Source organism: Synechococcus sp. M16.1, from assembly GCF_014279895.1.
Classification (GTDB): domain Bacteria; phylum Cyanobacteriota; class Cyanobacteriia; order PCC-6307; family Cyanobiaceae; genus Parasynechococcus.
The window spans coordinates 1,976,077-1,989,681 of sequence record NZ_CP047954.1 but is presented as its reverse complement, the minus strand read 5'-3'; the positions used below and the strand labels follow the sequence as shown (position 1 = coordinate 1,989,681).

The window sequence follows — 13,605 nt, the reverse complement described above, 5'->3', positions numbered from 1 at the left end:
AGTTGCCGCATCGCAGCGGCTTGCCGAGTTGTGAATCCTGGCGTTGTCCAGGGTTTAGGAAGGCATGACATCCGTCAGGCAAGTGGTGATCAGTGCGTTTGCAGAGGACCTGATCAACGCGGTGGCGCGGGAGCAGGCCGACCTGGCTGCAGCGAGGACGGCGGCGGTGGGGCAACGCCTGCAGCGCGTGTTGGAGGCCCTGGCGGCGGAGCGCGTCGGCACCCAGCACTTTGCGTCGCTCACCGGTTACGGCCACGGGGATCAGGGGCGCGAGGTGGTGGATCGGGTTTTTGCCCGGGTGCTGGGGGCCGAAGCCGCCGCGGTGCGCTTGCAATTCGTCAGCGGCACCCACGCCATCGCCGCTGCACTGTTCGGCGTGCTGCGGCCCGGAGATCGTCTGCTCTCAATCACGGGTCGTCCCTACGACACCCTTGAGGAGGTGATCGGTCTGCGGGGCAGGGGCCAGGGTTCCCTGGCGGAATTCGGGGTTGCCTACGACGAAATCGACCTGCAGCCGGATGGGGCGGTGGATGAGGCGGCCTTGAACCAGGCCCTGGAGCAGCCCTGCCGGATGGTGCTGATCCAGCGCAGCTGCGGCTACAGCTGGCGTCCGTCGGTCACGGTTGAGCAGATCGCCGGGCTTTGTGAGCGCATCCATGCCCGCCAGCCCGACTGCGTTGTCTTTGTCGACAACTGTTACGGCGAGTTGGTGCAGGAGCAGGAGCCGACGGCGGTTGGGGCGGATCTGATCGCTGGATCGTTGATCAAGAACCTCGGCGGCACCATCGCCCCCACCGGCGGCTACATCGCTGGACGGGTCGATCTGGTGGAGCAGGCCTGCTGCCGGCTCACGGCGCCGGGCATCGGCAGTGAGGGCGGCACGGGATTTGACCTGCAGCGGCTGGTGCTGCAGGGGCTGTTCCTGGCACCGCAGATGGTGTCTGAGGCCTTGATTGGTGCCGATCTGGTGGCGGGGGTGTTTGAGCGGCTGGGCTTCCCAGTCAATCCAGCGCCCGGGGCCGTGCGCAGCGATTTGATTCAGGCGGTGCGGCTGGGCAGTCCCGATGCCCTCAAGGTGGTGTGCCGTGCCTTCCAGGCGATGTCGCCGATCGGGGCCTACCTCGATCCAGTGCCGGCCTCGATGCCGGGCTATGCCTCGGATCTGGTGATGGCCGGGGGGACCTTCATCGACGGTTCCACCAGTGAATTTTCGGCCGATGCGCCGCTGCGGGAACCGTTCAACCTCTATGTGCAGGGCGGCACCCATCGCGCCCACATCCGCCTGGCCCTCTCCCGTGCGTTGTGTGACCTCAATGCGGCAGGACTGATCAATCTCCCGCAGACTGGGACCACCTGAAACTGCCTCGATGGCGTTCGCGTTCCCCGACTCTTTTCGCTTCGCCGACAGCCACGAGTACGCCAATGCCGATGGCGAGCTGGTGCGGGTGGGCATCAGTGCCTTCGCCGTTGATCAGCTGGGCGACATCGTGTTCGTGGATCTACCGGATGTGGGCGTCAGCCTGGCGAAGGGCACCAGCTTTGGCTCGGTGGAGTCGGTGAAGGCTGTGGAAGACATGTATGCACCGATTGCCGGTGAGGTGGTGCAACGCAATGAAGCGGTGCTGGCCAGTCCGGAGGAACTGCAGAACGACCCCCACGGTGAGGGCTGGCTGCTGGTGCTGCGTCCGTCGGATCCCTCCGAGCTCGACAGCCTGATGACCGCCGAGGCCTACGGCGCCAAGGTCAACGCCGGCTGACATCGACGCCGGCTGACATCAGCGCCGGGGCTTCGCTCTTACGATCGTCCGGCGGGCTGTGCATTCGACGTTGACTTCTCCTTTTGCGCAGCGGCACATCGGCCCGAGTGAGGCGGAACAACTCCGCATGCTCAATGCCCTGGGCTACAGCGATCTGCAGGAGTTCATCGCTGATGTCGTGCCCGCCGACATCCTTGATCCCAAGCCGCCGGTTGAGGCCTTGCCCGAGGGTTGCGGGGAGGCGGAGGCCCTCCAGCAGCTGAAGCAGTTGAGTGAAACCAACACGCTGCGTCGCTCCCTGATCGGGCTGGGTTACTACGGCACGGCAACCCCGGCCCTGATCCAGCGCCACGTTTTTGAGAATCCGGCCTGGTACACCGCCTACACCCCCTACCAGGCGGAAATCGCTCAGGGTCGTCTGGAGGCTCTGCTCAACTTTCAAACCCTGATCAGTGAGCTCACGGGCTTGCCGATCGCCAACGCGTCGCTGCTTGATGAAGCCACCGCTGCCGCCGAGGCGATGAGCCTCAGCTTCGGGGTGTGCCGTCGCCCTGAAGCGACACGGTTCCTGGTGGACGCAAATGTGCTGCCTCAGACCTGGGCGGTGCTGCAGACCCGCGCCGAACCCCTCGGCATCAGCCTTGAGCGAATCGACCCGGCCACAGCGCCTATCGATGCCTCGGTGTTTGGTGTTCTGCTGCAGTTGCCCGGCGCTGATGGATGCCTCTGGGATCCAACCGCCGTGATCGAAGCGGCCCATGCCGCCGGTGCCTTGGTCACCGTGGCGATCGACCCCCTGGCGCAGACCCTGATGGCGCCCGTGGGATCCCTCGGGGCCGACATTGCCGTGGGCAGCGCCCAACGCCTGGGGGTGCCGATGGGATTTGGTGGTCCTCACGCCGCCTTCTTCTCCACCGTTGAGGCCTACAAGCGCCAGATCCCGGGCCGTCTTGTGGGGCAGTCCAAGGATGCGGAAGGCCGTTCGGCCCTGCGCTTGGCGCTGCAAACCCGTGAGCAGCACATCCGTCGCGACAAGGCCACCAGCAACATCTGCACGGCCCAGGTGCTGCTGGCCGTGATGGCCTCGTTTTATGCGGTGCTCCATGGCCCTGATGGTCTGCAGGCCATCGCCCAGCGCATCGCTGGCCTGCGCAGCCAGTTGGAGCAGGGCCTGCGGGTCCTTGGTTATCCGCTGGAGCTGGCTGACCGCTTCGACACCGTCACCGTGCACTGTGCGTCGGCACCGGCTGTGCACCGCGCTGCCGCCGTTGCTGGTTTCAATCTGCGGGTGCTGCCTGATGGTGCAGCGCCGGCGGACGCCACCGGATTCGGTATCAGCCTCGATGAGCTCTCGGACCAACAGGAGCTGCAAGCCCTGCTCGCTCTGCTGGCGGAGGCCTGCGGTCAGGCCACCCCGCAGCTCGAGGCTGAGCAGCCCCCGTCCCTTTCCCTGCCGCAGCGCAGCCAGCCCTGGCTAAGCCAGCCGGTTTTTCATCAGTACCGCAGCGAATCAGAGCTGTTGCGCTACATCCAGCGGTTGGTGAGTCGTGATCTCTCGCTGGTGCACGGGATGATCCCGTTGGGCAGCTGCACCATGAAGCTCAACGCCGCCGCTGAGCTGCAGCCGGTGAGCTGGCCTGCGTTTGCGGCCTTGCATCCCTTTGCCCCAGCCGATCAGGCCCAGGGCTATCGCCGTCTTGCCGACGATTTGGAGCAATGGCTGGCCGCCCTGACGGGCTTCGCCGCCGTGTCGTTGCAGCCCAATGCCGGTTCCCAGGGGGAATACGCCGGGCTGCTGGTGATCCGCGCCTGGCACCGCTCCCGCGGTGAAGCCCATCGCGACATCTGTCTGATCCCCACCAGCGCCCACGGCACCAATCCAGCCAGTGCCGTGATGGCCGGCCTCAAGGTGGTGGCCGTCGCCTGTGATGACGAGGGCAACATCGATCAGCAGGATCTGGCGGCGAAGGCGGCCGAGCACGCGGACCGGCTGGCGGCGCTGATGGTCACCTACCCCTCCACCCACGGCGTGTTTGAAACCGGTATCCGTGAGATCTGCTCGGTGGTGCATCGGAACGGCGGGCAGGTGTACCTCGATGGGGCCAACCTCAATGCCCAGGTGGGGCTGTGCCGTCCCGGTGCTTTCGGTGCCGATGTCTGTCACCTCAACTTGCACAAGACCTTCTGCATCCCCCATGGGGGCGGTGGCCCAGGCGTGGGGCCCATTGGTGTTGCGGCGCATCTGGCGCCCTACCTGCCGGGGCACCCTTTGCAGGCCGGCGCCGCATCGGCCATCGGTCCGGTATCCGCAGCTGCGCTCGGCAGCGCCAGCATCTTGCCGATCAGCTGGATGTACCTGCGGATGATGGGGGCGGAGGCCCTAAGGCAGGCCAGTGCTGTGGCGCTGTTGTCGGCCAACTACCTGGCCCATCGGCTCGACGCCTCGTACCCCGTGCTGTTTCGCGGCAGCACCGGCCGGGTGGCCCATGAATGCATCCTTGACCTGCGCCCGCTCAAGCGGGATGCGGGGATCGATGTGGATGACATCGCCAAGCGTTTGATGGACTACGGCTTCCATGCGCCCACCGTCAGCTGGCCGGTGGCCGGCACGGTGATGGTGGAGCCCACCGAAAGCGAAAGCCTGGCGGAGTTGGATCGTTTCGCCGATGCCCTGGTGGCGATCCGCCAGGAGATTCGCGCCATTGAAGCCGGCAGCAGCGACCCTCGGAACAACCCGCTCAAGCGGGCTCCGCACACCCTCGCTGCCGTCACAGCGGATGACTGGGATCGTCCCTACAGCCGTCAGCAGGCCGCCTTCCCGATGGAGGGCCAGCAGGCGAACAAGGTCTGGCCCGCGGTGGCACGGATTGATAACGCCTTTGGTGATCGCAACCTGGTGTGCACCTGTCCGTCGGTGGAAGCGGTGGCTGTGGCGGCTTGAAGCCCTGGTGCAAGGGGTTCAGAGCATGTAAATTTTCACTGAAAGTGGAAAAATTGGTTTGATTCCGTTCATCGCCCTTGCGAGTTCGGTCAAACTGTTCGACAACTGATTCGTCTGTCGGGGGACACCATGGATCGGGACAACAACAAGAAATCTGCGCTCAGCAGCGTTGAAGGGCCTGCCCTTCCTCAACTTCCTGAGGGTCTGGAATCGGCCTTCAATCGCGGCCATACCTTGTCAATTGAAGGAACCAATGTGATTCGGGTTCCCTTTGGCACGCGCCGTTCTCGTCGCAGCCGCCCCGAGCGGCCCGATCACTGGGCCACCCTGGTGATTCCTTTTCAACCGGTGGGCGATCCCACTCCACCGCCGGCGGCGGCCTGAGTTCAGGCCACGCCGATTTCCGATTCTTCCTGGGCCAGACGCCAGTCCAGCAGGGCTTTGACGTCGGCCAATGAGCAGGTTGGTGTGCGGAAGGGCAGCAATCGCATCGGGCTGCGTTCCGGCCTCACCAGCCAGCTCCGGTTGGTTTGAGGCATCAAAAGAAAGCCGCGGTACCGAACCGAGGCCTCCTGACCGTTCATGAATCCCATCGCTCTAGGGATTGTTTGGAAGTGACTTCGTCATTTCAGGGCACAAGATCTGGTGTCACGCACTTGCACCAGATCTTTTCCGGATTGCTTCACGCCAGGGCAAACAGCAGCACGTCGGCGCGTTCACTGAGGCCGATCAGCTCGCCTTGTGTTGCTGCGTCTTGGATCAGGCCCAGCCCATCGCCCCGCCGCAGCGCCTGCGTGGGGGAGCCTTCACGGTTGAGCGTCAGCTCCCCATCAATCATCTGAAGCCAGAGCCATCGCTCCTTGGCGGCGGGCAATGGCAACTGCTGTTGGCGTTGCGGTTGTGCACGCCAGAGGCGCACGGGACGTTCGATGGCCATCGCATCTCCGGTGGCGTCGGGCTCAATCAGGGGCGTCCAGCCCTCGCCGATGGCGAAGGGTTTCTGCTCGTAGGCGGGCTGGATGCCCAGCTGTGCAGGCTCAATCCAGATCTGCAGCAGCCTGCAGGGCGCGCCGGTCTGGTTGATTTCGCTGTGAACGATGCCGCTGCCGGCACTCATCCGTTGCACCTCGCCGGCATGCAGCACCGCGCTGTTGCCCATCGAGTCGGCATGGCTCAGGGCCCCCTCCACCATCACCGTGATGATTTCCATGTCCCGGTGGGGGTGCATGCCGAACCCCTGGCCTGCAGCAATGGTGTCGTCGTTGATCACCCGCAAGGGGCCGAAGCCCATCCAGTTCGGATCCTGATGGCTGCCGAAGCTGAAGCTGTGCCAGGAATCGAGCCAGTCCAGCTGGCTGTGGAAGCGCTGGTCTGCGGGTCGCAGGATCACGGTTGAGGTGGTGGCGTGTTGGCCTGTTGGCGTGGCCATCCGGGACATCGAGGTGTTCAGAGTTGGAGAGGTTGCATCTGCAGAAGCCGCTGCACCAGGTCGTTGATGCTGTCGTCCTGGGCGGGTTTGGCGTGGTTGCTCAGCAGCTGACGCCCCACCACCTGGGCCCCGAGGTGGGTGAGCTGGATGCGCAGCGACACCAGCAGTTCCATGCCGCCACCGCCGGAGAAGGTGGCCATGGCGATTGGCCGCCCGTTGAACAGGGATCGGAAGTCGTCGTCGGTTACGGAGAGCCAGGCAATGGCATTGGTGAGCGACGGCGGAATCGAGCCGTTGTATTCCGGGGCGCAGATCACCCAGCGTGGGGTTGCATGCAGCTGGTCGTGCAGGGCGACAAGGTCAGGGCCGGCCCCTGCTGCTTGGACCCGTGGCGTGAACAGGGGCAGGTTGAGCTGCGTGAGATCGATCAGTTCGGCGCTGGCGTTCTGAGCTGCGGCGGCCTGCACGAAGCGTTCCGCCAGCTTCCGGTTTTCGCCATTGCTCGCCGTCAGAACGATGAGGTCGGAGGGCATGGAGACGAAGGCTCTTGATGGAATCGTGCAAGGGCGTCAGGCCGTTTTCAATTCGGCTTCGCGGTAAGGAACAAAGCTGGCTTTGCGGGCGCCGCAGATCGGGCAGTGCCAATCGTCGGGAATCGCCTCAAACGGCGTGCCTGGGGTGATGCCGGAATCAGGATCCCCCTCGGCGGGGTCGTAGATCATCGAGCACACCTTGCAGATCCACTTGCCCGGGATCGGTTGATCGGCCTGGCCTGCGGTGCCCTTGCCTTGCAGGGCCTCGAGGGCAACGCCATAGGTTTCGGCGTGATGCTGCTCGATCGGGGTCAGCAGGCCGAAGTTCTTGGCGGCGGAGCGGAATAGGCCCGCATGCTCCTTGGATTCGCTGCTTTGCTCGGCGAATTCCGCTGCGGCTCCGCTGTCCCGGTCCTGCCGGGCCTGGGCGGCGAACTCCGGATACATCGTTGTGTACTCGTAGGTTTCGCCTTCAATCGCCAGCTCCAGGCAGCGGCTCAGGATGGCCTGCTTCTCCTCGTCGCTGAGCTGCTCGGGATCGTTCACCACAAACTCAGGGTGCAGCAGGCGGAAGTGGGCGAAGGCGTGTTCCGTTTCCTGCGCTGCGGTGTCACGAAACAACTTGGCCAGGTCCTTGTGGCCCAGCTGTTTGGCCACCTCTGAAAAGAACAGGTATTTGCGGTTGGCCATGCTCTCGCCACCGAAAGCGGCCTCGAGATTGGCGTGGGTGGAAGGCTTGGAAAGGTCCATCGATGGCCCCGGGGATCGTTCCATCAGCCTAGCTCTAACTCATAGTGAGTATGAGTTAGCAGGAAGTTCGGTTGGCCGGATCAGGCTGCCGGCTCAGTAGTTGGCGCCGCTGCGGCGTTGGTGCACCGCGGTGCTGCCCTCCGCATCCAGCACCCCGCCGCGATCCACTTCGGCATAGATCAGCCAGTGGTCGCCGCATTCCATCCGCTGACTCACCTTGCCGTCCAGCCAGGCCAGAGCATCCGGCAGTAAGGGCTGTTCGGCGGGGCTGGTGTCCAGCTCGAGGCCTGCAAAGCGATCGGTACCGGGTTCGAACGGTTGCAGGAACTGCTTCATCAGGGCGGTTTCGCGGCCTTCGGCCAGCACGTTCAAGGCGAAGCGATCGCCCTTGTGCAGCAGCGCTTCCACGGCGCGGTCTTTGGCCACGGCCACGGTGATGCCGGGAGGACTGAAGCTGGCCTGGCTCACCCAGCTGGCCACCATGGCGCCGCTCAGCTCCGCTTTGCGGGTGGTGAGCACGCAGAGGGAGCCGATCACACGGCCCAGGGCCAGCACCGCTGGATCGCTGCGGCTTTCGCTCAAGCCCCCTGCACTGCGACGTTGCGCCCGTTTCTGGCTCTGCAGCAGCTGGCGGGCGAAACGGGTGCCGGTTTCCTCCAGCTCCTTCACCCGGGCGGCATCCGGACTGAACTTCACCCGGATCGGCTCGAAACCAAAGCTGAAGCCGCCATCCCGCAGCTTCGTTTCCAGCAGGTCCACCGCCTCGCCGCTCCAGCCGAAGCTGCCGAACACCCCCACGGGCTTGCTGCGATCCCCCTCCGCCAACAGGGTTCCCAGGGCCGAGACGATCGGTGTGGGGGCATGGCCCCCCAGGGTGGGTGAGCCGATCAACACGGCGTCGGCCTGCTGGATCGTGCTCACCAGTTCATCGGCGGGGGTGAATTCGCAGTTCAAACTGCTCACCCGGATGCCGGTGCGGCTGACCCCGCGGGCCAGGGCATCGGCAATGGCTGCGGTGTTCCCGTAGGCGCTGGCAAACAGCAAAGCCACCGTCAGGCTGGCGTTCTGCTGGCCTTCGCCCCAGCGGCGGTAGTCATTCAGCAGGCTGCGCCAACTGGCTTCGATGGCCGGGCCATGGCCCGGCGCGATCGTGCGGATGTCGAGTTCTTCGAGTCGTTCCACCAGGGCATCCACCTGACGGGCCATGGGGGCCATCAGGCAGTCGTAGAAGTGCCGGCGTTCTTCTTCGGTGCTGCTGCGGTTGCTTTCGGACCAGCTGTCCGTGCAGAGGTGGGCACTGAAGAACTTGTCGCTCATCAGCAGGCCCAGGCTTTCCTCGAAGGCCAGCAATCCGCCGGGCCAGCGGGGGGTTGGGGCCGGCAGCAGCATCAAGCTGCGCTGATGGCTGAGCGGAAGTGTTTGCTCCTGGCGGATCACCCGTAGGGGCGGCAGATCGGGCAGTGGTGGTTGCTCGCTCGTCTCACCGGGAGGGGCCGGCTTGCGCTGGCTCCACAGCTCTTCGATCAGCTTGGCGCCGGGGTTGGAGACGATCAGTTCAAGGCCGGCGTAGGCCTCCGCCAGATCCCGCAGCAGGGCAACGCGGTTGGGGTTGACGTGGCCCACCACCACCAGCAACGGTGCGTCGCTGCTGGGCAGGGCTTCGGCAAGCACCGGTAGAAAGGCCGCGCTGTAGGCCACCCCCGGGGGATGGACCAGCACAGCAGGGGCGCCATCACCGGCCTCGAACAAAACACTGTTGGCGGTACTGCCCCGCTCCAGGGCGTATTCCAGTTCAAAGCGGTGCCGTTGAGGGCTCAGACCGCGCAGACCAACGACCCCATCGTCGATCGGCAGCTGGATCGTGCGACGCGAGGTTGCGGTGCTGGTCACGCTCATCAGTAGTGGTTCCCCACTTTGCGGTGGTGCACCGCCGTGCTGGCCTCGGCATCGGCCACATTGCCCTGCTCCACCACGGCATAGATGATCCAGTGATCGGGGCCCTCCATCCGTTGCTCCACTCGGCAGCCCAGAAAGGCCAGGGCATCGGCGAGCACCGGGCCGCCATCAGCGGTTCCCTCCAGCACGTTCACCCCAGCGAAACGATCGGCACCGGGGGGGAAGCGCTTGAGGAAATGGCGCATCAGTTGTTGATGATTGTCCTGCCGTAGAACGTTCAGCACGAAGCGGTCGCCCACCTGCATCAGGGCTTCGATCGCACGGTCTTTGGCGACGGCGATGGTGAGGCCCGGTGGGGTGAAGCTGGCCTGGCTCACCCAGCTGGCCACCATGGCGCTGCGGCGTTGCGATTCGCCCTCCCCCTGGCTGGCGGTCACCACATAAAGGCCACCGCTGATGCGACCCAGGGCCTTGTCGAGGTCGCCATCGAGGCTTTTCATCGCCGCGATTGTCTTTTCTTTGGTCAGCAGCTGGCCGAGGTCGGTGCCCGACTCCTCACAGCGTTGGTAGTCGCTGCCCTGGGGCAGCTGTTTGATCCGCAATGGGCTGAAGGCTTGCTTCTGCCCCTGGCTGCGCAGTTGATCGGCGACGGCGTCGATCGGTTCATCGTTGCCGCCGAAGGCGTCGTACACCCCCACCAGTTGTTTGGGATGCAGGGCCGCCAGCAGGGTTCCGATCGAGGCCTGGAGATCCGGTTCCGGTTCCGCGGGCCAGGTCGGCACCACAACAGCCTTGGCATCGCCCACCAGGGCGGTGAGTTCCTGGGGGTCGGTGGCCCGCAGGTCCACCAGCTGCACCGGGGCATCTGCCTTGCCGATGCCGTGGGCAATGGCCTGGCTGATCCGATCGGAGAAGCCGTACTGGCTCAGATAACAAACGGCGGCATAGCTCTCGCCTTTGCTGCGCTGGCCGCTCCACTCGCGGTAGTCGCTGATCCAGTGGCTGAGGTGATGCCGCAACAGCGGCCCGTGGCCCACCGCGATGGTGTTGATCTTCGGCAGGCCATCCATGCGCTTGAGGGCCTGCAGCACGCTGCGGGCATTCGGGCCCATCAGGCAGTCGTAGTAGAAGCGGAAATCAGGGGCGATGGCGCCGGGGTCGGCGTCGAAGACGTCGTCAGAGCAGTAATGCAGACCAAAGGCATCGCAGGTGTAAAGGATGCCGGTGCCGTGATCGAAGGAAAAGATCGTGTCCGGCCAGTGCAGGTTCGGAGCACTGAGGAATTCGAAGCGGTGCTGGATGCCGCTCTCGGGGTTGGTGCCGAGATCCAATTCCTCGCCCGACTTCACCGCACGGGATTTGAACGGCCTGTGCACCTGGTCCTTGAGGAACTGCAGGGCCACCTTCGATCCCACGATTTCGATCTCAGGATTGAGATCGATCAGGTCACCGATCAATCCGGAGTGGTCGGGTTCGGTGTGGCTCACGATCAACACATCGATCGCAGTTGGATCGATCTGCTGCTTGAGCAGGGGGATCCAGGTGTCGCGGAACTTGGCGTGGCTGGTGTCGATCAGGGCGGTGCGTTCCCCCCGCACCAGGAAGGCGTTGTAGGTGGTGCCGTTGCGCAGGCCGAATTCAATGTCGAAGCGGCTGCGGTCCCAGTCGAGGGAGCGGATCGTGGTGGTGTCGGCGGCGATGGCCTCGCACTGCAGCGACAGCTTCGGAGCAGCGGGAGCAACGACCATGAAACCGACCGTGACGGAAGTCGACTCTACGGAGATTCAGCGGGGCAAGGCGGCGGAGACTGGTAGCAACCGCAACCTTGTGATGGCGTCATCGACGCTGCGACGCAGCATTGGACCCGGGATCCTTTTGGCCGGTGCCTGCATCGGTGGATCCCACTTGATGTCGTCCACCACGGCGGGTGCCCGATTTGGCTTTGCGCTGGTGGGCCTGATCCTGCTCACCAATCTGATCAAGTACCCGTTCCTGCGCGTGGGTACCCGCTTCACAGCGGCCACCGGACTGTCGCTGCTGGAGGGTTTCCAGAAACGCAATCCCCTCTACCTGCCGCTGTACCTGGTGGTGAGCCTGGTCACCGGCACCTTCACCATCGCGGCGGTGAGTTTTGTGGCGGGGCTGCTGCTCACCAACATCCCTCTGCTGGCGGGGTTGGACCCCTACGGACTGTCCATCGCCGTGCTGGCGGTAAGTGGCCTGGTGCTGCTGCTGGGGCATTACCGGGCGCTCGACCGTCTCTCCAAGTTGTTGGTGGTGCTGCTCACCCTGCTCACGGGGATTGCGGCTGCATCGCTGCTGATCCGCGGCCCCGTCGGGGATGTGGCGGCCAGTTGGGTCAGCACGGATCCCAGCCCCTGGACCCTGGCCAACCTGGCCTTCCTGATTCCCCTGATGGGCTGGATGCCCGGACCGGTGGAGATGTGCGTGTGGCCATCGTTGTGGATGTTCTCCCGGGCGCGCGACACCGAGCACACCGCGACGCCGAAGGAGGCCGAGTTCGATTTCAACCTCGGCTATGGCGTCACCGTCGTGACGGCCATGTTCTTTGTGATCCTGGGCGCCTACACGATGTACGGCAGCGGAGACGGAATGCTGGCCGGCAGTGGCGTGTCCTTCGCCCAGAAGCTGATCAAGCTCTACACCGCCGCCATGGGTGGTTGGGCGGCCTGGGTGATCATCCCGGCGGCCTTTTCCGCCATGTTCAGCACCACCCTCACCTGCCTGGATGCCTATCCCCGCAGCATTGCGGCGATTTAGGGGCTGCTGCGTCATCACGACAGTGGAGATTCAGCGCCGGGGCCCATGCAGCGTCGCTTCGACATCTGGGTGATCGTGCATTTCCTGGCCGCTGTGCTGGCGCTGGTGGTGGCCAAGAGCGGCGGAATCGGCGTGAAGGATTTCGTCTTCGGGGCGATGACCGGCAGCTTCCTCACCGCTCCTCTGTTCGCCTGGATGGCCATGGACACGATCAACAGCCCCTTGGTTCCAGTGGCGCACCGTTATGGGCGGCTCACCCAGGCCTTCTGCTGGTTCGGTCTGGTGTTTTTCAGTGGCTTCAGCCTGCTGTTCATCGGCCGTTTCTTCCTCGGCCTCGGCGGCTGATTTCGCCCTTGCTTCAACAAAAAACCCCTGCCGTTGGCAGGGGTTGGGCTTCCGTTCTTCTTGTCTTGGTGTGTTGGGCTTGTCCAGCTCAAGGCTTAGTGCTCAGGTTCTGATTCAGGACCTGATCAGCTCTCCACCTTCACCGAAACGCTGGTGTGTTCCACCGCTTTGCCGGCGTTGATTTCAAGAATGCCGTCCCGATAACTGGCCTTGAGCTGGTCGCGATCGAGGCTCTGGGGGAAACGGAAGCTGCGGCTCCAGGTGCCGCTGCGGAATTCGCTCAGCAGCGGTGCGTTGCTGTCATCGCTGCCTGTGGCTGGGCGTTCAGCGCTGATCACCAGGTTGCGATCGGTGGCCTTGACGTCGATCGAGTCGCGGTCCACCCCGGGCAGTTCCAGTTGCACGGTGTAGCTGGTCTCGGTTTCGCGGATTTCGGCGTTGGGAACGCGCTCAGCGGTGGCCAGTTGTTGTTCGAGACGCTCGAACAGATCAAAGGGGGATTGGCGCAGGGTCAGCATGATGGTGGCTCCGAAGAATGAACATCTGCGGACTGGGTTGATCGCCCGCCATCACAATCTGCGCCGCTTGGATGAGAACCAGAAGCGTGAGAACCGTCCGTTTTGATTCGGTCTGTACCACCAGGTTCGGCTGGCACCACAGGGATGGTGTTGAAACCGAATCTCCTTAAAGCCACCACCAGTCGCTGAAGCAGGCCGCCTGGCCGCAGATCCGCTCTTCTGCATCCCAGAGGGTCCAGATCCGGGCCTTGTTGATCATGAATCGCCGCCCTTTGCGGCTGATGCGAATGCCGCGATAGTTCTGCACGGCATCGAGGCGTTTGGCCTGGCCCAGGGCGCTGCTGCGTTCCGCCCGTTCGCTGTCCGGGGCGGTGAGCCGTGAGGGCATGCCAATCAGCCCATCCCAGTGGCTGTCCCACAGCTGCAGGGCCGCAGCGTTGGCGTAACTGAGTGAGGGATCCTGCTCAGTGCCGTGAGCCAGCACCGGAAAGCCGCAGGCAAACAGGTTCTGGCAAAGCAGCCGCTTCGGCTGGCCCGGTTGGGCGGAGGCGATCAGCGGCCTGCTGAAGGCCCGTTGATGCGATTGCAGCAGCACTGCGGCGAGCCTTTGTTTGTCGGCGGTGAGCCAGGCGGCTTCACGGGCCATGGCTCTGCT

12 protein-coding genes and 1 pseudogene are annotated in these 13,605 nt (G+C 64.3%); 5 read left to right on the top strand and 8 right to left on the bottom strand.

Annotation, left to right across the window (positions count from 1 at the left end; translation table 11 throughout):
• Positions 1–64: 64 nt before the first annotated feature.
• The 4 genes from SynM161_RS11300 (at position 65) to SynM161_RS11285 (ending at position 5,082) form a co-directional block, all read left to right on the top strand.
• Positions 65–1,357 carry a methionine gamma-lyase family protein gene (locus SynM161_RS11300; RefSeq protein WP_186541503.1) on the top strand — a complete coding sequence of 431 codons (1,293 nt, stop codon included), beginning with the start codon at positions 65–67 and terminating at the stop codon, positions 1,355–1,357.
• Between the two features lie 10 nt (positions 1,358–1,367).
• Positions 1,368–1,757: a glycine cleavage system protein GcvH gene (gene gcvH / locus SynM161_RS11295; protein ID WP_186541502.1), complete on the top strand. Its 390-nt coding sequence runs from the start codon at positions 1,368–1,370 to the stop codon at positions 1,755–1,757.
• Between the two features lie 70 nt (positions 1,758–1,827).
• Positions 1,828–4,698 carry an aminomethyl-transferring glycine dehydrogenase gene (gene gcvP, locus SynM161_RS11290; protein ID WP_186541501.1) on the top strand — a complete coding sequence of 957 codons (2,871 nt, stop codon included), beginning with the start codon at positions 1,828–1,830 and terminating at the stop codon, positions 4,696–4,698.
• A 129-nt stretch (positions 4,699–4,827) separates the two neighbouring features.
• Positions 4,828–5,082 carry a hypothetical protein gene (locus SynM161_RS11285; protein ID WP_011365460.1) on the top strand — a complete coding sequence of 85 codons (255 nt, stop codon included), beginning with the start codon at positions 4,828–4,830 and terminating at the stop codon, positions 5,080–5,082.
• Between the two features lie 2 nt (positions 5,083–5,084).
• Here SynM161_RS11285 and SynM161_RS11280 read toward each other — a convergent pair whose 3' ends face one another.
• From SynM161_RS11280 to SynM161_RS11255, 6 genes are all read right to left on the bottom strand, one after another.
• Positions 5,085–5,291 carry a hypothetical protein gene (locus SynM161_RS11280; RefSeq protein ID WP_011365459.1) on the bottom strand — a complete coding sequence of 69 codons (207 nt, stop codon included), beginning with the start codon at positions 5,289–5,291 and terminating at the stop codon, positions 5,085–5,087.
• 89 nt (positions 5,292–5,380) lie between these two features.
• A complete protein-coding gene (locus SynM161_RS11275) occupies positions 5,381–6,136 on the bottom strand; it encodes a pirin-like bicupin family protein (protein WP_186541500.1) in 756 nt (251 codons plus the stop codon).
• An 8-nt stretch (positions 6,137–6,144) separates the two neighbouring features.
• The gene (locus tag SynM161_RS11270; RefSeq protein WP_186541499.1) at positions 6,145–6,660 is read right to left on the bottom strand and encodes an NADPH-dependent FMN reductase; all 516 of its coding nucleotides are present in this window, start codon (positions 6,658–6,660) and stop codon (positions 6,145–6,147) included.
• Positions 6,661–6,696: 36 nt separating this feature from the next.
• Entirely contained in the window at positions 6,697–7,410 is a 714-nt protein-coding gene (locus tag SynM161_RS12195) for a rubrerythrin family protein (protein ID WP_186542669.1), read from the bottom strand.
• A gap of 93 nt (positions 7,411–7,503) precedes the next feature.
• Positions 7,504–9,306, bottom strand: coding sequence for a diflavin flavoprotein (locus tag SynM161_RS11260; protein WP_186541498.1), 1,803 nt, complete (start codon positions 9,304–9,306; stop codon positions 7,504–7,506).
• On the bottom strand, positions 9,306–11,054 hold the full coding sequence (locus SynM161_RS11255) for a diflavin flavoprotein (RefSeq protein ID WP_186541497.1): 1,749 nt from the start codon (positions 11,052–11,054) through the stop codon (positions 9,306–9,308). The genes SynM161_RS11260 and SynM161_RS11255 overlap by 1 nt, the downstream gene beginning before the upstream one ends.
• 82 nt (positions 11,055–11,136) lie before the next feature.
• Here SynM161_RS11255 and SynM161_RS11250 point away from each other — a divergent pair.
• Positions 11,137–12,432: pseudogene (locus tag SynM161_RS11250) on the top strand (NRAMP family divalent metal transporter).
• 125 nt (positions 12,433–12,557) lie between these two features.
• Here the strand turns inward: SynM161_RS11250 and SynM161_RS11245 are convergent.
• Complete coding sequence (locus SynM161_RS11245) at positions 12,558–12,950, bottom strand: Hsp20/alpha crystallin family protein (protein WP_006849794.1); 393 nt, start codon at positions 12,948–12,950, stop codon at positions 12,558–12,560.
• 166 nt (positions 12,951–13,116) lie between these two features.
• Positions 13,117–13,596 carry an MEKHLA domain-containing protein gene (locus tag SynM161_RS11240; RefSeq protein ID WP_115131317.1) on the bottom strand — a complete coding sequence of 160 codons (480 nt, stop codon included), beginning with the start codon at positions 13,594–13,596 and terminating at the stop codon, positions 13,117–13,119.
• Positions 13,597–13,605: the final 9 nt, after the last annotated feature.